The 21,073-nt window shown below is 69.5% G+C and carries 15 protein-coding genes and 3 pseudogenes; 9 read left to right on the top strand and 9 right to left on the bottom strand.

Features of this window, described 5'->3' with window-relative positions; translation table 11 throughout:
- The first annotated feature begins 113 nt into the window (after positions 1-113).
- Positions 114-944, top strand: a complete 831-nt coding sequence (locus ACIOHC_RS34585) for a hypothetical protein (RefSeq protein ID WP_365691267.1) — start codon at positions 114-116, stop codon at positions 942-944.
- 108 nt (positions 945-1,052) lie between these two features.
- Here the strand turns inward: ACIOHC_RS34585 and ACIOHC_RS34580 are convergent, their stop codons facing one another.
- The gene (locus ACIOHC_RS34580) at positions 1,053-2,372 is read right to left on the bottom strand and encodes a right-handed parallel beta-helix repeat-containing protein (RefSeq protein WP_365691265.1); all 1,320 of its coding nucleotides are present in this window, start codon (positions 2,370-2,372) and stop codon (positions 1,053-1,055) included.
- A gap of 78 nt (positions 2,373-2,450) precedes the next feature.
- On the opposite strand from ACIOHC_RS34580, the gene ACIOHC_RS34575 reads away from it, so the two are divergent.
- The gene (locus tag ACIOHC_RS34575) at positions 2,451-3,662 is read left to right on the top strand and encodes a Dyp-type peroxidase (protein WP_365691263.1); all 1,212 of its coding nucleotides are present in this window, start codon (positions 2,451-2,453) and stop codon (positions 3,660-3,662) included.
- Positions 3,663-4,173: 511 nt separating this feature from the next.
- Positions 4,174-4,542: pseudogene (locus ACIOHC_RS34570) on the top strand (hypothetical protein); the annotation flags it as partial.
- On the opposite strand, the gene ACIOHC_RS34565 reads toward ACIOHC_RS34570, so the two are convergent.
- Positions 4,478-4,789 carry a hypothetical protein gene (locus tag ACIOHC_RS34565; RefSeq protein ID WP_351081749.1) on the bottom strand — a complete coding sequence of 104 codons (312 nt, stop codon included), beginning with the start codon at positions 4,787-4,789 and terminating at the stop codon, positions 4,478-4,480. The pseudogene ACIOHC_RS34570 and the gene ACIOHC_RS34565 sit on opposite strands and share 65 nt — an antisense overlap.
- 858 nt (positions 4,790-5,647) lie before the next feature.
- Between ACIOHC_RS34565 and ACIOHC_RS34560 the strand changes: the two genes are divergently transcribed.
- The gene (locus tag ACIOHC_RS34560; protein WP_351081751.1) at positions 5,648-6,556 is read left to right on the top strand and encodes an MBL fold metallo-hydrolase; all 909 of its coding nucleotides are present in this window, start codon (positions 5,648-5,650) and stop codon (positions 6,554-6,556) included.
- Between the two features lie 353 nt (positions 6,557-6,909).
- Entirely contained in the window at positions 6,910-7,173 is a 264-nt protein-coding gene (locus tag ACIOHC_RS34555) for a hypothetical protein (RefSeq protein WP_351081753.1), read from the top strand.
- A 275-nt stretch (positions 7,174-7,448) separates the two neighbouring features.
- Here the strand turns inward: ACIOHC_RS34555 and ACIOHC_RS34550 are convergent, their stop codons facing one another.
- A complete protein-coding gene (locus ACIOHC_RS34550) occupies positions 7,449-10,235 on the bottom strand; it encodes a BTAD domain-containing putative transcriptional regulator (RefSeq protein ID WP_365693789.1) in 2,787 nt (928 codons plus the stop codon).
- 188 nt (positions 10,236-10,423) lie between these two features.
- Here ACIOHC_RS34550 and ACIOHC_RS34545 point away from each other — a divergent pair, with 188 nt between their 5' ends.
- Positions 10,424-11,761, top strand: a complete 1,338-nt coding sequence (locus ACIOHC_RS34545; protein WP_351081757.1) for an RICIN domain-containing protein — start codon at positions 10,424-10,426, stop codon at positions 11,759-11,761.
- 249 nt (positions 11,762-12,010) lie between these two features.
- On the opposite strand, the gene ACIOHC_RS34540 is transcribed toward ACIOHC_RS34545, so the two are convergent.
- The 3 genes from ACIOHC_RS34540 to ACIOHC_RS34530 form a co-directional block, all read right to left on the bottom strand.
- Positions 12,011-12,829 (bottom strand): DUF2690 domain-containing protein, encoded by an 819-nt coding sequence (locus tag ACIOHC_RS34540; RefSeq protein ID WP_351081759.1) that lies wholly within the window; start codon positions 12,827-12,829, stop codon positions 12,011-12,013.
- 91 nt (positions 12,830-12,920) lie between these two features.
- Complete coding sequence (locus ACIOHC_RS34535) at positions 12,921-13,931, bottom strand: teichoic acid biosynthesis protein C (RefSeq protein ID WP_365693786.1); 1,011 nt, start codon at positions 13,929-13,931, stop codon at positions 12,921-12,923.
- Positions 13,932-14,009: 78 nt separating this feature from the next.
- Positions 14,010-14,441, bottom strand: a complete 432-nt coding sequence (locus tag ACIOHC_RS34530) for an SH3 domain-containing protein (RefSeq protein ID WP_351081763.1) — start codon at positions 14,439-14,441, stop codon at positions 14,010-14,012.
- Positions 14,442-15,184: 743 nt separating this feature from the next.
- Here ACIOHC_RS34530 and ACIOHC_RS34525 point away from each other — a divergent pair.
- Together ACIOHC_RS34525 and ACIOHC_RS34520 are read left to right on the top strand one after the other, a co-directional pair.
- Positions 15,185-15,559, top strand: a pseudogene (locus ACIOHC_RS34525) (transposase); the annotation flags it as partial.
- A 691-nt stretch (positions 15,560-16,250) separates the two neighbouring features.
- Positions 16,251-16,461, top strand: a pseudogene (locus tag ACIOHC_RS34520) (transposase); the annotation flags it as partial.
- Positions 16,462-16,922: 461 nt separating this feature from the next.
- Here ACIOHC_RS34520 and ACIOHC_RS34515 read toward each other — a convergent pair.
- Both ACIOHC_RS34515 and ACIOHC_RS34510 read right to left on the bottom strand, forming a co-directional pair.
- Positions 16,923-17,330 carry a DUF6174 domain-containing protein gene (locus ACIOHC_RS34515; protein WP_401845441.1) on the bottom strand — a complete coding sequence of 136 codons (408 nt, stop codon included), beginning with the start codon at positions 17,328-17,330 and terminating at the stop codon, positions 16,923-16,925.
- Positions 17,331-17,395: 65 nt separating this feature from the next.
- Entirely contained in the window at positions 17,396-17,551 is a 156-nt protein-coding gene (locus ACIOHC_RS34510) for a hypothetical protein (protein WP_351081767.1), read from the bottom strand.
- Positions 17,552-17,703: 152 nt separating this feature from the next.
- Between ACIOHC_RS34510 and ACIOHC_RS34505 the strand changes: the two genes are divergently transcribed.
- Entirely contained in the window at positions 17,704-17,964 is a 261-nt protein-coding gene (locus ACIOHC_RS34505) for a hypothetical protein (RefSeq protein WP_401845380.1), read from the top strand.
- A gap of 358 nt (positions 17,965-18,322) precedes the next feature.
- Here ACIOHC_RS34505 and ACIOHC_RS34500 read toward each other — a convergent pair whose 3' ends face one another.
- Entirely contained in the window at positions 18,323-20,929 is a 2,607-nt protein-coding gene (locus ACIOHC_RS34500) for a BTAD domain-containing putative transcriptional regulator (RefSeq protein WP_401845377.1), read from the bottom strand.
- Positions 20,930-21,073: the final 144 nt, after the last annotated feature.

Below are 21,073 nucleotides of genomic sequence, written 5' to 3'. Positions count from 1 at the left end.
GAAGCGGGGCGACCGGCACCGGTGACCCTCCGGGCCGGACTGGGCGGGTTCGCGGACCAGCGGTTCGCGAACCCGCCCTCCTGTGTGACCGACCGACGAGAGAAGGCGACCGCATGGCTCGGAAGAGAAGGACCGACGGCCGTACGCCGCGTCGGGCCCTCTGGTTGAGAACACTGATCGCGATCACGGCGTGCGGTGTCGCAGTGGGCGGCCTGGCCGCCTACCGGACCTTCTCCGACGACACCGCCACCGAGCGGCCGGTGACGACGGAGGAGGCGTCCAGGCTGGCGCTGTCGCGGCTGAATCTGTACCAGGCCAGTCCCGTGGCGGTGACCCTCACGGCCACCGAGGGCGGCGGAGTGGTGGTTCGGGTCAAGGGGGTCGTGGACTACCGAACCCACCGGGCCGTGGGGAGCTACCAGGTCACCGGGGCCTCCGGATCCTCCGGGACGTCCGGGCCCGCCACCGGGCAGCTCGACCACGGGCTGATCGTCTGGGACACCGGCGGCCTCGGCCTGGCCCCCGCGCCCAAGGGAGACGACAGCCCGGCCTGGCAGCAGGCCGAGCACATCCCGCGCTCGGGCTGGTCCGCGCGCTCCTACACGACCGATCCTCTGGACGCCGGGCTTCAGTTGCTGATCGGGCTGGGCGCGGACCGCCCCGACAACCCGCTGTTGCTGGCACAGTCCGGGGCTCGCCGACTGGGGCGCGAACGCATCGACGGCCGCAGCTACGACCGGTTCGCCGGGCCGCGAGCCCAGGGTGCCACGCCCAGTGCGGGGCCCGACGGCGGACGGTCGCCGCTGACGTACTGGGTCGACGGTGACGGCGGCCTGCGGCGGGTGACGATGCGGATGTCGGGCCTGGGGACCCCGACCACCCTGGAGTTCTCCGGACGCGACGACCGCGCGAAGCTCCCCGAGGCGCCGTGGGCCACCGGCTGACATCTCCGTGCCGATGCGCCCCGGCTTCCGTGGGTGCCGACGACGCTCCTCGGCCCACCCTTCGGGGCGGCACGGTGAACACGGACCGAGTCCACCGCAGCACCGTGCTCAGCGCGAGTGCGGCACTGCGTCCACGTCCTTCGGGAGCGGGTACGCGGCCGCGTCGACGGCCCCCGGCAGGCCGGTCGCCGGGCTCCCCGGGGCCGTCGGGTCCGGCATGGACGGCTGGGCGGGTGGGGCCGGTACCTGGCTGAACGGGACGCCGGGCGGCGCCTGCACCGACGCCGTCCGGCCGGTGGGCAGCGCCCCCCGACCGCGATTGCCGCAGCCCGCGCGACCCTCCAGGCCGTCCGGGCTCTGGGTGCCGGGCCGGTTGCCGACGAAACAGTTGCCGGGGTCGACAGAGGCCAGCACGAGGTCGACGCCGTTGCCGGTGGCGCGGTTGCCTTCGACGTGATTGCCGCTCGCCGGATGCCCCGGCGGGTCGGTGACGATCACTCCGGCCGCCCGGTTGCCCCGGACCAGGTTGCGCTGGACGCGGTTCGCGGTGCCGCCGCCGATGCCGATGCCGATGCCGAAGCCCCCGTCCGCCTGCTCGGGCGTGTCGGCGGCGTTGTTGTCGGCGACCACGTTGCCCGCGATCACCGCGCCGTGCTGCGGGGCGAGGGCCTCCAGGTCGTTGGAGTTGACTGTGACGCCGACCCGGTTGCGGGCGACACGATTGCCCAGCACCGACAGGCCGTCCGAGGCATTGGTCAGTTCGATGCCGACCGCGTTGCGCTCCACCGTGTTGCCGCGGACGACGGTGGCGCAGGGCTTGCACTGGCCGACGTAGATGCCCGAGTCGGCGTGCCCGGAGGCGTAGGAGTCCTCGATCACGCCGTCGCGCGCGTCAAAGGCGTAGATGCCGTACAGACCGTTGTTGTACGCCGTCACCCGGGTTGCGCGGAAGCCCCGGACGGGAGGGAAGCGGGTGGTGTCCAGCGGGTCGTAGGCGGAGCCGCCGGCGCCGCGCTGCTGCAAGCGCTCGTCGGTGACGCCGGTGAACAGCACGCCGTTGGCGAGGTAGCCGTGCACGGTGAGGTTCTCGACCACCGAGCCGGCGCCGGTCACGGTGATGCCGTTGGCCAGACGCACGCCGCCGTCGAAGACCACCTTGTTGCGGTCCGTTCCGCGCAGTACCACGCGGGGCCTGGTGACGCGCACGCTCTCCCGGTACACGCCCGGACCGATCAGCACCGTCTCGCCCTCACGAGCGGCGTCCACGGCCTGCTGCACCGAGCGGAAGTCCTCCGGAACGCGCAACACGCTCCCCGCCGGATGCCGCGCATCGGCGGACGTCGACTCCGTGCCGGAGCAACCGGTGGCCGCCAGTGCGACCGCGACGACCGGCGCCGACAGGCGCAGCGCCGCCCGGAACACCGCCACCGAAACCGCTGAACGCGCTAACAGGCCTTCTGCAGACAGGATTTGCATGGCAGTTGTTTTATCGTCTCCAATAGGCGTATGCCCATCGAACAGGGAAATGCGCAGGATTCATCCAGACCCGCGGCAACCCGTTTCGGGCGGCGTCGGGCACTGCTCGCCGGCGGGGCGGTGCTCGCCGCGGGGATGGGCGCGGCGGCCGACGAACTGGTGAGCGACGACCGGACGGCCGGCCGTGCCGCCACCGGCGCCCCGTCGGCCGAGACCGCGATCCCCTTCCACGGCGCCCGCCAGGCGGGCGTCACGGCGCCCCAGCAACCGGCTACGCACCTGCTCTCCTTCGACCTCCCGAAGACCTCCGCCGCCACCGACCGGACGACCTTGCGCGGCGTCCTCGGCGCGCTGACCCGCACGCTCGCCGCCGCGGCCTCCGCCGCCCCGCCGGATCCGCGACTCCAGAGCGGCGGCGTGTCCCGGCTCATCTCCCTGGTCGGCATCGGCCCCGCCCTCGCCGCCCGACTCGGCCTCAACGTCCCCGCTTCCTTCGGCGAGTTGCCGTCCTTCCCCGGCGACCGCCTCGACCCGCGTCGCAGCAACGGCGATCTTTTGGTCCAACTGTGCGCAGCCGACCGCTGGACGCTCACCATCGTTGCCGAACTCGTCGGCACGGCCGCACACGCCGCCGGCGCCGTGCCGCGCTGGACCCAGTCCGGCTTCCTGCCCCACACGCCTCCGGGCACCACCCCTCGCAACCTGTTCGGCTCCAAGGACGGCATCGCCAACCCCGATCACGCGACGGCCGAGCAGTGGGTCTGGGGCCCGACGGGAGCTCACCGGAACGGCACCGTCCTGGTCTACCGCAGGATCCGCATGGACGTCACCGGCTTCGCGGCCCTCCCCGAGGGCGAGCACGACCGGGTGATCGGCCGCCGCGCCCGCGACGGCGTCCCCCTCAGCGGTACCGCCGAGCACGACGAGCCGGACATCTACGCCAAGAACCCCGACGGTTCCTACGTCATCCCCGCCACCGCCCACGTGCGTCTCGCGAGCCCCCGCTTCGACGCCGGCGCCCGCATGCTCCGCCGCAGCTACAGCTACGACGACGACCCGACCGACCGCGGCCTGCTCTTCTGCGCCTTCATGCGCGACCCCGCCCAGTTCACCCGCGTCCAGAACCGCCTGGCCGCGCGAGACGCCCTCAACCGGTTCCTCCAACACCGGGCCTCGGCCGTGGTCTACGTCCTGCCCGGCGCCGCACCCGCCGGGACTCTCGGCGAACAGCTCTGGACATGAAGTCCGCCTCGCTTCCCCCGCCCGGAAATGCCCGGAACCTTGGGTCGGAGGTGGGACGTACCTGGGAGGAATCGGGAGCGGCCCGGATGTCGACAGGTTGCGCCAGGAGAGCCGGACAAGGGCGCCTTCCAGACATCTTCCCTGGTCAGACGCCCTTTTTCCTGCGTCTGGAAGGAGCCCGGATTCTTCGGCGAGTACGACACCAGGAGGTTCTTCGTCTGCTGGTGGTACGGGGGCCGCACCCCTCTGACCAGGACGAACGGCGATCTGGGGAGCAGATCGTGGGGTACTGGTCCGCGCATGGCCCGGATCTTGGTCCCCCATACTGGGTCGCCATGGCGGGAGCCGACCGAAGTGGGTCCCGGTCATGTCGAAGGTTCCCAGGGCGCTGGAGTTGCTTTCGTCGACGAGGGTGCCGAAGGTGGACCGGCGGCGAGAATCTCGGTGCGTCTGCTCGTCGGCGGCCACTGCGGTGCGGGACGGGCGGTCCACGCGCGGATCGCTGACGGCGGCCTACTCTGCCCGCGCCATCCGCGGACACCTTCGCCGACGCGGCATCCGGGCCGTCATCCCGCAGCGCGCCGCCCAGGTCGGCCACCGTCTGCGGCGAGGCCGCGCCGGAGGCCGCCCACCCTGATTCGACGCTGGGACGTACAAGGAGCGCATTGCCGTCGAGCGGTGCATCGCCCGACTCAAGCAGGGGTGCGGCCTCGCCATGCGGACGGGCAAACTCGCGATCGCACACCAGGCCGCACTCCACCTCGCCGCCGTCCTCATCCGGACCCGCAGGCAACAGGACGTCGACGTGTTCCGGTCTACTGGAGGTCTGTGCTTGGTTGGCGACGCCAGTCCCATCCGGGGTGGCGGTCCATCAGCGTGAGGAACTCGCTCGCCTGCGGGATCTCGTAGTGGTTGGTGTCGACAAGACCGTCGAGCCCAGGGAGGACGTCACGGAGAAATTCCCGGGCCGCGTCCATGGACTGGCACGACACATAGACCGCATACGGTTCGCCGATTCGGTTCGTCACCTGCTCGATCTCGTCCGGCTCATAGTCCGCCAGGATCCCGCCCGAGAGGTCGATGTAGAACGAGTACCCGTGCCAGTGCAGCCCTTCGTCACCCGTCACAGGATCCGGCAAGAGCTCAAAAGCGCGGATTCGCCCCTCAAGCGACGGGCGTCGCTCCGCGGAGACAAGGATGATCACAGATGGCCAGGACACGCGCATACCTCCCCGGCGACCGTAGCCGAGCAGACCCCTCGGATCGCCTGATTTTCCGCTCGGCGGGGCGGCCTCTTCACCAAGGAGACAGGCTCTGAGCGAGATCGGCAGCCACGACCGTTCGTGATCGCGGTGACGCTCCGTGGCTCTGGCACGGAAAGCGATCCAGAACCCGAATTCGGCCGTTGCCGACAGGCGACCGTCACCGGCACCCGCTCGGCCCGTTCGTCGGCGGCCGACAAAGGCAGGCCAACGAGCGTTGACTTCGCGGTCATCGAGTCCGCTGGGGCAGCCATTGAGCGGGCACGGCGTTGTGTTCCGTTGCACCTCAAGGCGCCCCCGCCCCCTGTAGAAGCCGCCGCCATAAGACTCCATCGGACACCGGAGCTCTTGGGGAGATGCGGTCTACGTGAGAAACCACTAGCTGGGTCGAGGACCTCCCGATGCCTCCAACAACTCCTGCGCAGCCACGCATCACCTGCCACTCTGGATACGGCCCCGTCGGCCTCTTCGGCGTTGTACGGCGGGACTCCGCAGGAGCCTGCGCCCGCACCGTCCAGTCGGCCGACGCGGCACGGGCTCAAGGACTGCCGCCCGCTTGGCCGACTCGGCCTCGAAGAGTGGCGGCAAGCCGGAACGCCCATCGCCGCCATCGACGAGCTCGCCGTCCCCGGCCTCCTGGGGTCGAACAGGCCCCGAACGTCCTCCGTTCACAGCCACATCGCCACGCCGTCCGCCGGACGGAACCGCAAAGAGGAGATCACCGTGACCGAGTTCAAACCTGTGCCCGACTTCGCCCTCGGGCCGGACATCCCGGAGTCCACCGGGTATGCCGTCACCGACCTGGGCGGCGACGCCTACCTCGTCACGCAAGGGATGATCAACACGATGTTCCTGGTGACCAAGAACGGCGTCGTGCTCGTGGACGCCTCGCCGTTCCTCGGGGACAAACTGCTGGAGGCCATGGAGTCGGTCACCCCCAAACCCCTCACCCACCTCATCTACAGCCACGCGCACGCCGACCACATCGGGGCCGCTCACCTGCTGAACCGGGACGGTCTGAAGATCATCGCGCACGAGATCACAGGCGACCTCATCAAGGAGGCCAAGGACGACCGGCGCCCGCTGCCCACCGAGACCTTCAGCGGCCGGCACAAGGAGATGGACATCGACGGGGTCCGGTTCGTCCTCGACTACACGAGGGACTGGCACGTGGCCGGCAACCTGTTCATCCACCTCCCGCAGCAGAGGCTCATGGGAGCGATCGACAGCTTCACACCGAAGAGTGCACCGTTCTTCCGGCTGTACTTCTCCGCGCACGTGCCCGCGTACTACGAGGCCATGGACGAGTTGCTCCAGTACGACTTCGACACGATCGTGACCGGCCACATGGCCCTGCCCGGCACCCCGGAGGACGTGGCGACGAACCGCGAGTTCATCCGCGACCTGCGCACCGCCGCCGCCGAGGCGCTGCGGACGGTCGACCTGAAGGAAAGCGCGGCCGCTGCCAGGGTTCCACACAACAACCGACAGGCCGAACTGAAGGTCTGGATGGACGCGGTCGTCACCCGCGCGGGGGAGCTGATGCCTTCCTGGGACGAGCGCCTGGCAGGAACCGACATCTTCCTGCGCGACAACCTCAACGCGGTCGCCTGGAGCGTCTTCATCGACTAGACCGAAGGCCTACGTGACGAAGGGCGAGCCGCGGTATGTCCATCCGTGCGCGAGGCGTGCGCCATGGAAGTCCGGTCCTCACAGGACCACAGGGTTCGCCCCGCCTGCGTCACCGCCCTGCCCCAGCCAGGAACCGGCAGCGGGCCGGCGACGTCGCGGCAGCGCCCGTCGAACGAGCCTTCAGAAGAAGTTGCGGGCTCTGCCGCCCCCGAAGCGACCCGTGGCACGGGGCATCGTCGAACCAGCCGCGCAGGATCGTTCGACCGGATCCGGCCGCGAAAAGGAAAGACGTCACATGATGCCACTGGCCAGACCGGAACAGCTGGTGCAGAGTATCGCTCGGCGAGATCCTCATGGCGGAATTCGCCATCCACGCCTGGGACATGGCAGTAGCCACCGGCCGACAGCTCGACGTACCGGAGTCCTTGGCCAAGACCATGCTCGACACCTATGCGTGTGAGGCGCCCCGCATGCGCAGCCTCGGCCTCCTGGCCGACGAAGTATCCCAAGACGCCCGCGCGCCCCTGTTCGAGCGCACGCTGGCACTCAGCGGCAGAAACCCGGCATGGCGCTCCCTGCGCGCCGGAGGCGGCACGGGGTCGAGCACGCGGAGTTGATGTCCGGTGATCCGGCGGGCCCCGCTCAGCGGCGAGGGCGCGGACGCACCCGCTCGTCCTCTTTCGCGCCCCGGCGTCCTTGGATTGGAGCTGACGTATCGGCTCTCCACGGCGAGGCGGGCGTGACTCGGCGGTGGGCTTCGAGGCGCTGCTGGTCTGAGGCCTCCTGGTCGGTGCCCACGCGCAAGCGACGACCGCGGCAACTTCCTTCTGCAGCTTGCCGGATGCAGTACTACCCTGGCCCCATCCGCACAGCCGATGCCCAGGATTCGGGGTCAAGCCCCCTGTCTGCTGGTCCTCGCACCGTTCTCCGCCTCCGCCCGTGACCGGTCAACCGACTTGGCCGTGCCGCTCAGCGTGGCCCCCAGCCGGATCACTCCATCGGCCCTGACCAGCGATGTGCCGTGGGCGTCCACTTGACGCATCAGTGGTGTCATCAGGGGTAGTCCGGAGGGCGGCTGGTCCGCGCCTACGGCAACGTGCAGCCGGGCCATGAACCGGGCGAGACCGGCAGGGCTGGCCGGGTTGTCCATGTCGCCCGCGTACCGCTCGGCCCTGGCCATCGCGACTTCCGACTCCTGCACGCGTCCGGTGGCGCGCAGCACGAGTGCCAGCAGCACCCCTGACATGTGAAGGCGGCGGTGGCTGTCGGTGGCCTCCGCCCAGCGGAGTGCGGCGCGCAGGTCCGCCTCCGCCGCCGCGTAGTTGCCCACCAGACATGAAAGCCAGGCCCGGGTGTGCAGCGCCCTGGCCCGGTACTCGGGTTGGCCGGCTTCCGCTGCCCTGTGGGCGGCCGATCCGGCGAGCCGGCAAGCCTCGTCGTAGTGGCCACGGCTCGGGAAGAGGCTGCAGACCGCTATCAGCATCAACAGGTCCACGGCCATCCGCAGGGCGTCGGGGACCGACCCGAGCGACTGCTCCACGGCAGCGGTCAGCACGGCGTGCTCCGCGCGGAACCAGGTCCGGGCCTGATCGGTGTCCTCGAAGGCGATGCCCGTATGGTCCGCTGGGTGGAGCCAGGCGGGGGAGGGGGTGTTGTCCGGCAGCGCCGTGCGTGCCACGTGGACCGCGCTGCCGTAGAGGAGGGCCAGGACCCGGCGCAGCGCCTCCGTCCGGTCCTCGGCGCGCTCCGTGGATTCGGCGTGGCCTTGGCCGTAGAGCCGGAGCAGGTCGTGCAGGTGATAGCGGCCCGGGGCGGGGGACTCCAGCATCCCGGCGTCGACCAGGGCCTCGGCGAGGTCCTCGGCCGCGTGCTCCTCCGTGCCGAGCAGAGCGGCGGCGACCGGCAGCGGCAGGTCGGGGGCGTCGAGGAGGGACAGGAAACGAAAGGCCCGGGCCAGGTCGGGGGTCAGGGCGTCGTAGCCGAGCCGGAAGGCGGACTCCACCATGTGGTCGCCGTGGCTCAGTTCGTCCAGTAATACGCGGGTGTCGGTCAGCCGCGTGCCGAAGGCGCGCAGGCCCTGGCAGGGAAGGGCGGCGAGGCGGGCACCGACAATACGCACGGCGAGCGGCAGGCGGCCGCAGGAGTCGACCAGGTCCCGGGCGGCTTCGGGCTCCGCGGCCACTCGTGCGGCGCCCGCGAGCGTGCCGAGCAACGACACCGCCTCGGCCTCGGCGAGGATGTCCACGGCGAAGGAGCGGGCGCCGGGCACGGCGAGATGAGGAGCCCGGGTGGTGACAAGTACCGCGGAACCGGCGGTGCCGGGCAGGAGGGGGCGGACCTGGGCGGCGTCACGGGCGTCGTCCAGGACGAGCAGCACACGACGGTCGGCGAGCAGGGTGCGCAGCAGTGCTGCCCGCTCTTCCCTGTCCAGCGGCAGCCGGTCGGGCGGGGTGCCGAGCGCGGAGAGGAGATCGGCGAGCACACCGGCCGGATCCGCCGGATGGGAGCCTGCGCGCAGGCCGATGTACAGCTGGCCGTCGGGGAAGGCTTCGCGCAGGCCGTGTGCCACATGGACGGCGAGCGCGGTCTTGCCTACGCCGCCGATGCCGGTGACGGTCGCGATGACGACGGCCCGGCTGTGCCCGGGGCGGGTCTGGAGCAGGTGCGCCCTAATCTCCTCGACAAGCCGACCACGCCCGGTGAAGCAGCCGATGTCGGAGGGCAGCGGTGCGGCGGTCAGCACCGCGCCGCCTCGCAGAGTGTCGACGATCGCGGGTGCGCCGGGCCGCCGGTCCGCGCCCATCGACTGCCGCTGGAGCCCGAAGGCGCCTGCCAACTGGTCCGGGCGGAGGAGCTGGGCCGCGGGACGGACGTCGGTGCCCACGGGCCACGCGGGGGAACGCACCGTGTGCCCCGCGCGGAGTCCGCGGTGCAGCTCCGCCAATTCCGCTGACGGCCGCGTCCCCAGTTCCCGCTCCAGCACTTCGCACGCCTCGTCGTACACACGAGCGGCATCTGCCTGGCGTCCGGCCCGCTGCAGCGCCAGCATGAGCAGCCCGTGCGACCGCTCTCTTAAGGGGAACTCATTTACCATCGCTGATAGTTCGGCCACGGCCTCCTCGTGCCGTCCCAGTTCGACGGCTGCGGCGTACAGGTCTTCGCGCGCCGCCACCAGGGACTCGGCCAACAGCTCGCGGTGGTGCTCCGCCCAGGGCCCTGGTACCCCGGCCAGAGCGATGCCCCGCCAACGTCCGACCGCGCGTGACAGCCGCTCGTACACGGCCTCGGCACAATCGCGCCGGTCCGCGGTCTCGCGCGCGAACACCTCGGTGTCCACGTCCACCGCCGACTCCAGGAACCGGTAGCCGCCCTCCGCGGCGACGATCAACCGGCTTCTGGACCGCGCGGGCCGGTCCGGTTCCAGGGCCGCGCGTAACTGGGAGACATAGGTCCGTACGGCCGAGGACGCGCAGCGCGGCGCGGCAGATCCCCACACCCCGCCCACCAACTGCCCGACCGTGACGACGTGCCCACGCCGCAGCACCAGCATCGCGAACACCGCCTGCTGCTGCGGCGGTCCGAGCGCTATCCGCTCACCGCCACGCCTTGCACCGACCGGTCCCAGCAGACGCACCGTCAGATTCCCTGACGGTCCCTGTGCCTGTTCAATCCCCCGCATGACCGCACCCCTTGGCCAGGATGGTAGCCGTGTGCCTTCCCGAGCACGCCCTGGAACACGCCGCCGCCTTCCCGCCACCTTTCTGCCGAGTTCCCGCCGCGACGTTCATCGAACGTTGAGCTCTTCCTGGCAACCCGCGCCGAACCTTGGACAGCCCGCAACGACACACGACGAAACGGAGCGGATCCATGAAGCACACCATCGGCAGATGGAGCAGGTCCGTCCTCGGCCGCTTCCTGCCCGTACTCGCCTTGGCCGGCCTGCTCTCCGCCGTCCTCACCGCGCCCGCGCACGCCGAACTGCCCGGCGGCGGATGGGGCGAGCGACACCTCGACGAGGTCACCCTGCTGGGCAGCCACAACGGCTACGCCAACGGACCCGACGGCATGAGCGCGCCGTTCACCAACCAGACGTACTCGCTGCGCGACCAGTTGTGGAACCAGGGCGTGCGCGCCACCGAACTCGACGTCTATGACTACAGCTACGGCACGGGCGACGACCGCCCGCCCTTCGCGCGCACCGGCCACGGCGAGGTGTTCCGCCAGTGGGGCCGCCCGCTGGCCGACCACCTGAGAACCATCGTCGACTTCCTCAACAGCAACCGACAGGAGGTCTTCGTCCTCACGCTGGAGGACAACGCCTCCAAGGACCTGCTGGCCGAGGCGTTCGACTCCGTCCCCGGCGCCCGCTCGATGATGCTCGACCCGCACGCCTGGGGAGTCGACTCAATCGGCTGGCCCCGCGTCCAGGACATGGTCAATACCAACCAGCGGCTGCTGGTCCTGTCCGGCAAGGCCGACCGGGAGGACATCGGCATCTTCCCCATGAGGGACTGGACGATCCAGAACCATTACGACAACGGCATCCGCCAGTGCACCGACCGCAGCGGAGACGGCATCTCCGACCCGCTGGACGTCGGCGGGAGGTACGGCGCGAGCGGACAGCGGGCATTCCAGAAGCTGTTCTTCAACAACCAGTTCAGCTCCCGTACCTACGACGACTTCTACCAGACGGTCAAGACGGCCTGCGAGTCCGCCACGCTCGGGCGCATGCCCAACATGATCTCCACCGACTGGATCGGCTATGACAACCAGGACGCGTGGCGGTTCGTGAACGACACCGACAAGGGTGTGGGCTGGAACGTGGGCGGCCGCGACCTCTGCCTCGATGTGGAGGGAGGCCGCAGCGACAACGGCACTCCCGTACAGATCCACTCGTGCAACTGGACCAACTCGCAGGCGTGGAGCCGCGTCCCGATCCTCAAGCAGAAAGTGTTCGAGATGCGTGCCTTCGGCAAGTGCCTGGACGTGGCAGGCGGGTCCACGGCCAACGGCACCCGGGTTCAGCTCTACGACTGCAACGGCACCGGTTCGCAGCTCTGGTGGCACGACAACCGCGCTCTGCGCAACCCCATGTCCGGCAAGTGCCTCGACGTGCCGTCCGGTGACTTCAGCCCGGGGCGCGACCTTCAGCTCTACGACTGCAACGGCACGCTGCCCCAGGCCTGGGACTGGCGCATGGTCTGATTTGTTGAGCCCGGCCACCGGTCACGTTCCGTTGGTCGGGCTCAGCCTGCTCGGTCGACGGTCCGCGGCGCCGGCAGAGGGCTGAAGCTCGCCGCCAGAAGAGTCCGGTCGCTGGTGCTGTGACCGGAAAGGTTCACCGGCTCGCGACGCCCGGCACGGCACCTCGCCGCATTGTCGCATCACCCGAGTCCGTCCAAATGAAAGCTTCACGGGCCTACCCCGCACAAGGCACATGGGTGGAGGAGAGCCTCAGCGGGCCTCCGGCAGATCCGCGGAGAGCTGTACGGCCCCGGTGCAGGCCAGTCGGTCCGCCACCTCTACGCATGCCTCGGCCCCCTTCGGGCTGGTCGCGGGCAGCATCGGGCTGCTTTTGCCGTGCGTCACCCTGTCCCGGCGCGAGGCGAGCAGCTCGTCCGCTCCGGATCGGATCGAGACCTCCAGGGCGCCATCGCGCGCGTCCGTCTCCACCTCGGACCAGACGGTGGCGCAGGACGGGCTGAACCGGAGCCGTACGGCGTAGGCATCCTCAGTGACGGTGCTCTCAGTGCGGGCATCCCGGTTGCAGTGGGAGGAGCCCGGATACTGCCCCCGGCAGCTTTCCATGCGGCAGGACGCCGCTTGCCGCTCCGGGCTGCCGCCTGACAGGGCCGGGGCACCCACGGCGCAGGCCACGGCGCCCAGCGTGGCGGAGACAGCCAGCACGACGGCCGTCCGTAGCCGTCGCGCCCGGGCAGCTGCGTCGAGCGGCAGCCGCGGCGCAGGGGGCTGGGGCGCCGCGCTCAGCGGCCTGGTCTCGGCCCGGCAGGCGTTCTCCCAGAGGGCGACCAGCGGCGCCATCTCCGTGTCGCCGAGTCGCCCCAGCGCCTCGACAGCGGTACGCGGCGGGAGCTTGACGCCGTTGAGATAACGGTGCCATGAGGACTTGCTGTGGGCGGTGCGTGTGGCCAGCGCGGCCAGGCTCAGCCCGGTCTGCTGTTTGAGGTCGCGCAGCCGCTCCACCAGCAGCAGCCCGTCGGGGCCGAGCGAGTCGGGCAGTTGCTGCCGGCGAGCCGTCGCTTGCTCCTTCATGCCGTTCCCAATCCTTCTATCAGGCATCCGGTTCATTCCGGATCGCGTGATGTGTGCCCTGGGGGCGGGGCGGCCACACGCACGGCCGGAGTCATCGGGCGATCGGCTTGTAGTACAAAGAGAAGGTGCGGTTTGAGGGCGGGCCCTGGGTGAAGCCAAGGCACAGCCAGGGCCCACCCCGGCGCAGCACAGCCAGACCCTCCGGCTCGCGCGGGTAGAGCCCTCTCGCAGTGTGGTCCAGCACTTGCTGCACCACGCGGCCGGTACGCACGTCGATGCGGAACAGACGGACGTCGCCGGCCGAGCCGGCGGGGTTGTCAGCGCCGTATCCGTGGCCGAGCAGCTGGTAGGCGTACGGGCCGTACAGCGCCATGCCCTGGAAGGGGAGCCCCAGTTCGGCGCCGGGCTGGGCGAAGTCGGCGACCGGCCGGAAGTCCCCGGCCGCGAACTGTTTGAGCCCGTACACCCCGTAGCGCGGTACGGCGCCCACCTTGTACCGCAGCAGCAGCCGGTTGTGCGCCGGGTCGAGGACCACCTGGTTGTTCGTGGAGCCGGGGAGCGGGCGATGCGTGGCAATCCTGCGGCTGGCGCGGGTCAGCACCCGGCCCGCGGTGAAGGTGAAGCGGCAGATACCGCGGCCGTTGCCGGATCCCGGCTGTGCGTCCCACTCCGTCCACAGAGCGCCGGCACGGCGAGCCGTGTCCTCCACGCCGAGGGCGCTGCCGTGGCCGAAGCCCAGCAGGTACATGTCGCCGGTGAGTGCGCCGCCCATGGTGAGCCGGTTCAGGCACATGTCGCCGCGGGCCGCGCGCTCGGCACGGGTGTACGCGCGCGGCTCGCCCGGCAGTCGGTGGCCGCCCTCCATGACCTGGAGCGCGTAGATGTGGCCGTGCCGCTCGTCGAAGGCGAAGGACTGCAGCACCGTGGAGTGGTGCAGCCGTACACCCTGGAGCCACGGCTTGCCCGGCGGCGCCAGGCCGGCCGGCTGATCCCTCGGCTGGGCTTCTGCCCTGCCGGCGGGGAATGTGGCGGCCAGTGCGACCGCAGCTCCGAAGCCGAGGACGGCTCTGCGGCCCGGATCGGACGGAAGGGAAAGGGACATGGGGGTCTCCTCGCTTGCTCGTGAGCTTCGTGGAACGGGCCCGCCCGCCCCGTGAGCGGGACGGGCGGGCACAGCGGCTCAGCACCAGGGGATGGAGCTCACGTTGCGGACGTAGCGGGCGGAGATGTAGCCCTTGTTGTGGGAGAGCTTGTACCAGCGGTGGTTGCCGCGGACGTTGCGCCCGTACTTCTTGCAGGGGATGTGGACCGTGCTGGCGGGACGCAGCGTGCCGATGACCCGGTAGCCCGTGCCCGGGCCGGAGCGGATCCTGAGCGGCATGTGGCGGGTTACCACGCGGCCCTGGGCGTAGCCGGTGCAGGTGACGGGCCGGTTCGTGGAGTGACTCGGCGCCCACAGCTGGGGCGGGGCCGTGCGTCGGTGGGGCATCTGCTGGTGAGGCGCCGTGTGCCGCTGCTGCGCGGCGGCGGTGTCGGCGGAAACGAATGCGGCGGGCAACATCGAGATCGCCGCAATCGCGGCCACGAGGCTGCGCTGGATCGTGCGATTCATGGACTCTCCTATGAGGGTGTCTTCAGGATCGGCTGAGTGAGACCCTGTGTCGCTCAGCGTTTCCTGGCCTTCGGACGAAGATTCCGTCCCACGCGTTTCCGGGAGAAAGCGGGACGTCCCACCCGAAGGGACGGTTGAGTCCCAGCCGCCGTCGCCCGGGAGACCAGCCCCATTTCCCGCCGGGCGGCCGATGAGGGCTCCGTCAGGGCGGGCGGTGGCCAACTGTTCGATCTCGCCTTCCAATGCCTTGAGGAGGGCCTTGCCAGCCACCGGCTGGTCGGCGGGTTCGCGGATGAGTTCGGCGGTGCGCCGCTCGCCGGGAGGCGCGACGCGGGGTGGGCCTGCGCGGAGCTCACGGCGGGCGACCGCGAGGGCCTGCGCCACGGTCCGCCCGCTGACGCCGTGCCTGCCCAGGTGGCCGGCGACGCGGGTGGTTCCGGCGCGCCGGATCCCGCTCGCGATGACGTGGCGGCCCGGCAGGATGAGTCCGGACCTCGTCGTGGGGTCCACGGCGCGTCCCAGGCGGGGTGGATGTCCGTGAGCAGATCCCGCAGACACGAGGTCCGCGCCGTGGCGCCCTGCGGATGCGGTGGACTGTGCCGCTTGGGATTCGTGAGGAGGTAACGGAGCTGCTGCTGCCTGCTGTTCCGTCGCGGGCTGGGCGTTCCGGTCTCCGGTGGCACCCAGAGGCAGCCGGAGTTTCAGAAGAATTCCGACAGTCCGTCTGCGGGCGGACGTGATCCTCGGAGTCGGCCGCCGACCGCATCATCGACCACCTCGGCCCGTCGTTGGTGCCCCGGCCCCGCCGGCGGTTCCGCAAGCCCACCGTGCTGATCGTGGACGGCGCCCTGGTCCCCACGCGTGACCACCAGGTCGCCGAGCAGTCGAAGAATTACCGGTACTCGACCAACCATCAGGTCGTCATCGACGCCGACACCGGGCTCGTCGTCGCGTTCGGCCGGCCGCTGCCCGGCAACCGCAACGACCGCAAGGCATGGGAGCTGTCCGGCGCGAAAGCCGCCGTCGGCCGCACCACGGTGATCGCGGACGGCGGGTACCGGGGCACCGGCCTGGTCATCCCGTACCATCGCGAGAAAGGTCAGACCGAACTCCACCCTCGCCGGGTAACGAAGAAACACGAACGCCCGACGGGCAAGCCTCGTTCATCGAATCCCTTCTGGCCTCCCATGACAAGGGGCTCGCATGGCCCGGCGTCGTGGTCTCCGACGAGACCGTCATCGGGCAAGTCAACAGGCGATCCTTCTCGCGAGACTTGTTGAGTTCGCAGCCAGACGCAGTGCTGTCGCTCGCGGTGAGGATGGGGACAGACAGCATCAACCCGTGTTGTCGCCTATCGGCTTCCGTGCTCCGGCGATGCGGTCCAGGTGCCGGTGGAGGGGCGACGCGGTCACGGCGATGAAGAGCGCGAACAGGGTGAACGGCAGTAGCCGAAAGGCCGGAGCAGGTAGTCCGGGTGTTGTGAGATCTGCGGCCAGTTGACGTAGTAGTTGGCGGACACGTCCACGGTCATGACCGCGCTCGCCAGAGTCACGGCGATTGGTCGGACTTGTACCAGCAGAACGGCCACCAGAGGGTCGAGCATATGTCACCTGTCTCAGCGCCTTTCGGGAAATCCTGGCTGCCCGGCATGTCCACCACGCATCGGATGAGACGGGTCGTTCCGGCTTCGAACGGCGTCTCGAACTGGATCGCTCACCCGGGCATTCGCCGGACGTGCGGGCGCTCCTCGTCTGATCACGTGCTCCGCCCAAGGTGCACGTGACCGAGACGAAGGCCGTGAGAGCGAGTTTGCCGCCTGACGATGTCCGGAGGGAAGCGTTCGCGGAAGCGTCACGCTTCCGGGGCGGGTTCTACGCGTCTCTGACCGTCCGGCGCGATGAACTGTTCATGCTGACGGACGCGGTGTTGTGCGCGGACGACCCGGTGAAATCCCTGGCGGATCTCACGCTGCCGCCCGAACACCGCCGGTGGACACGGAGCTTTGTATGGTGGCTTGAACCCGGCCGACCAGTCCGGCGGAGGTGGCGGTGGCGGTTATGGCGAAGACCAGGGTGAAGGTCCCGATCAGCTGAGCGAGGTAGGCGCCGACCACGCCGTCGTCGTGTGGCGCCCAGGGGCGTGTGGTGGAAAATCGGATACGCTCTTCGACTTGCAGAGGCATGTTTCACTACCTTGGCTGAAACGCACGGCTGGTGCTGAGCCTTGAAGGATGTTCGTCGCACGGCAGAGTGGCGCCCCGGCGGCGTGTCAACCTACCCGTTCTTCAACAGCGGCCTCAGGCTGCGGAAATCGGCGTCGCTCGTCAGAGGTGTCGGTCGACCGCTCGCCGATGTCGCCGCGATGGGGGAGACCCGACGCAGGGCTTCGGCTGTTTGGTCAGCAGGCGCTCCTTTTAGGCGTACGACGTCGTTGTGAGGTGCAGCCATCACTGTTGCAGACCTGGACGTTTGGGAGCGCCGGTCAGCGGAGTTCGCGGTATTCGGTGATGAGGTAGTCGGCCTCGTCATCGATGGCATTCGCCAGCCAATCGATGTGAATCTCAGTGGGGTGTCCATCTGCGGCAAATACCGCCTCCGCGACCTCAGCCTGGCCTGCACGGGCCTTCTGGACGTCAGTGAGGAGACTGCCAAGTGTCGGGACATCCTGCGGATTCTCCTTGACGGTACGCCGGGCCGGCTCGTCGAGGCCGATCGCCTTGATGACCTTCCCGTTCCCCACGGTGATCCGGTACTTTCCAAGGCCGCCCCGCTCTCCGGACTCGGAGAGAAGCCGGAATGAATACCGATCCGGTTCGGACCATCGGACTGCCTCTGCCTTGGCACCGCCTCCGGAGGCGGCCGGTGTGGACCCTGCGTCGCAGCCGACCACGGCGAGGGCAAGCGCAGCGGATGCGGCGAGCAGATACGTGCTGGATTTCGTCACGGCCAGGCCTTTCAGCAGCTCAATTGCTCCTTCGACGGCGTCGCCATTGATTCGGTTCCTGCCCAGGCCTGCGCGTTGTTGCTTTCCTCTTCCACGTCGACGACATGATGGGCATCCCAAGCGGTGAAGTCCCGGCAGCAGCTCATCGTGCCCGTGAGGCCGGTCATGCTCACACGTGACCACGCGTCCCTGCCCCAGTGACTCAAGCGGGGCCCGCCGAATGTGCAGTCCGGCGGCAGCGGTCAGGGTACGGGGCAGCCATGCACGGACCGGGTGCATTGCGTGTTCGGGATCGGTCCGGTTCGCCGGTCTCGCGCATGTGACGTCATGTCCCTGCCCGCACTGCGACGAGATCTGCGGGCTCAAGGTCGCCGCCTGGATCAGAGGCCACTGGGGTATCGAGAACCTCCTGCACCACGTCCGCGACCGCACGTTCCGCGAGGACGGCTCCGAGATCCGCACCGGCCACCTGCCCCGCACCATGGCCAGCCTGCGTAACCTCGCCATCAGCACCTTCCGCCAGGACGGCGAGACCGACGTCGCTGCCTCGGACGGTGGACACACACGCATCCCGGAGTGATTGTGCGCCTCGCTCTGGCCATGTTGATCGGCATCGGCATCGTCGCCAGATGCAGGTGTGGACCAGCCGTCGCCACGCACCAACGGATCAAGGACACGGTCGTCGAGGTGACCGTCGCAGCATGACCGCATCGCAGACGGACCGGTTCCGCTCGGTGCTGCTGGCCGGATCGGTGCTGCTGACCCGCACCTTCCTCGATCCAGGACTGCCCAGAGACCCATGGGTGACCATCGGAGCATCCTGTAGCGACCTGCGCACGTTGCACGTGACCTGTCGCTGGGACACCAGTGCAGCAGCGGGAAGCAGTAGGAGCGCTGCGAGGGTGACGGTGCCGAGGTAGATGCAGGCGCGTATTCGCCTAGATCAAACGCCCTCTGGGAGCCAGCTTCTCCTCGACTTGGAGGGCCGGCCTGAGTCGCCGCTGGGATCGGTAGAGGGAACGGGCCTGTTCCCACGCCTCGCAGGCCTGGGCGTGCTGGCCCAGGGAGTCACGGATATCCCCCAGTTTTGCCAGTGTGTCTGCTTCCTCGAAGGCGTCACCGAGTTCCCGGCGCAGGGTCAAGGCCTGATCGTAGTGCTCGAGTGCAAGGGTGTGTTCGTTGGTGCGGTGGGCGAGGTAGCCGAGACTGTCCAGAGTGAATGCCTCCCCCTCGCGAAAGTGGTGCCGACGGCACAGGACGAGCGCCTCCTCGCAGTAGCTGCGGGACTGCCGGTGATGGCCCAGCCGGGCGTGGTACCAGCCCACCGCGTTGAGCGCTTCGGCTTCCCGGGGAGGACTGTCGAGCGTCCTGCGGATGCGCAGGTTCTGGATGGCGTGCGCCAGCGCCTGTCGGTCGTCGCCGTGCTTCTCCCAGGCCAGGGCGAGGTTGAGATGTGTCTGTGCCTTTCCCGCCGCGTGATCGGCTTCCTCGAACAGCGTGAGAGCTACACGCAGGTGTTCCAGAGCCGCGGCGTGCTGGCCCTGGGAGGCATGGGCGCGCCCGAGAAGCCGGTGAGCCAGTGCACGCTGAGTCTGGTCCCGCATGCTCTCCCGGTTGGCGAGCGTGGCCCGCAGCATCGCAGTGCGGTCGTCCAGGTTCCCCTGCCGCCAGTGAAAGGTATCCAAGGACCAAGCCAACTGCCATGCCTGCCGGTAGTGGCCCTGTGCCATGGCGAAGCGGTGCGCGTCGAGCAAGCAGAGGTGTTCGGCTTCGAACCAGAGCATTGCGGTTTCGATGTCCCGGAGTGGGAGGGCGCCTCGCGTGACGTCTGGTAGGTCCGGTCCGAACGGGGTTCGCAGCGGCGACAACAATCGGTCGCCGTCGTGTGCCGTGTCGGCGTAGAAGTCCACCAACCCGCGCAGCGCGGACTCCAGGACTTCCCTGTGCTGATCCTGTGTCGCGCGCTCTGCCGCGTAGAGCCGTACGAGGTCGTGCATGCGGTAGCGGCCCGGGCGGATCTCCTGGATCAGATGCGCTCCTTCCAGCCCGCGCAGGTGCGACCGCACTTCCGGGACGGGCAGTGCGGTCAGGGCCGACGCCGCGGCCAGGCTGATGTCCGGGCCGAGCGACTGGCCGAGTAGTCCGAACACCCGCGCTGTCGCTGTGTCCAGGGCATCGTAGGAGGAAGACAGCACGGCCCGCAGGTCGGCTGTGGGATCGTCGGTGCCGAAGGCGTCCAGCCGGGCGGATCTGTCATGGAGTTCCTCAGCAAGCGCGGCCAGCGGAAATGTGGGATGAATGCCCGCCCGGGCAGACATTACGCTGATGGCCAGGGGCAGACCCGCGCAGTGATCCAGGAGGGTGGCCACCGCCTCTGGTTCCTCCGCAACCCGTTGGGGACCAAGGCGATCAACCAGCATCTCCCGGGCCTCCGCCTCGGACACCACGTCAAGGGCGAGAGGACGGGCCCCGTGCGCGGTGATCAGTCCGGTGAGTCCACGACGGCTGGTGATCAGCGTCGTGCATGAAGGAGTTCCCGGCAGCAGGGGAAGGACCTGGGCGGTATCGCGGGCGTCGTCCAGCACGATCAGCATCCGCCTGTCCGCGATCAGGCTCCGGTACATCGCCACTCGGCCCGGTAAGTCGACCGGCATCTCTGTGGATGCGAGCCCGAGGGCGTGGAGAAAGTTCTGCACCACTTCTGCCGGAGAGGCGGGGTCTCCCAATGGGGAGAAGCCTCGAAGATCGGCGTGGAGTCGCCCGTCGGGGAACGCCGCGGCGTTGTGATGGGCCCAATGGTCGGCGAGCCAGGTCTTGCCGATCCCACCGATCCCGCCGATCGTCGAGATCACCACGGTGCCACCTGGAGCACCGCCCGCGTTGAGCACCTTGTCGAGTTCCGCGATCTCGCGGGCCCGGCCGATGAAGTGTCCGGGTGGAGGGGGCAATTGGTGCGGCACCATGGCCGTTCCCAATTGCGCGGTTGTGCCAGCGGCAGGGCGGACGGCCAGTGCAGCGTCCGTGGTGAGAATCTGCTGGTGCAGTCGTTGCAGTGCCGGGCCGGGGTCGGTTCCGAGTTCCTCCGATAATCGATGCTGAATGTTCTGGTAGTGGGCCAGGGCATCCGACCGGCGGCCGCTGCGGTACAGGGCCAGCATGAGCTGCCCCGCCAGACGCTCGTCCAGCGGGTGCTGCTCGGCGCGTGCGGGAAGCGCGGCCGACAGCTCGGCGTGCCGACCGAGCCGTAGCCGGAGATCGGTGAGGTCCAGTTCGGCTGCGGTTCTCTCTCGGTGCCACGACTCGCGCAGGACGTTGAACCAAGGAGTGTCCAGATCACCGAAGGCGTCGCCGCGCCACAGTGCGAGCGCTTGTGCGAACAGCACCGCGGCGTGGCCGTCGTCGGCAGTGCGGGCCTGCCCGACCAGGCCGCGAAAGCGGTGCAGGTCCACGGTGGACGGATCGACCGCCAGGACGTAGGAGCCCGATCGCCGTGTGATGTGCACCTTCTCGGTCGCCGTGGCCAAGGCCCGGCGCAGGCGGGACACGTAGCTGTAGAGCGTGGCGTGGGCCCGTTGCGGAGGACAGTCCCCCCACACCCGGTCCACGAGCCTGGCGGTCGGAACCGGAGCATTGGCATCGACCAGCAGCCCCGCCAGTACCGACCGCTGACGGACATGGCCCAAGTCGAC

It is taken from the genome of Streptomyces sp. NPDC088252, from assembly GCF_044740965.1.
Lineage (GTDB): Bacteria > Actinomycetota > Actinomycetes > Streptomycetales > Streptomycetaceae > Streptomyces.
This window is presented reverse-complemented; position numbering and strand designations above follow the sequence as displayed.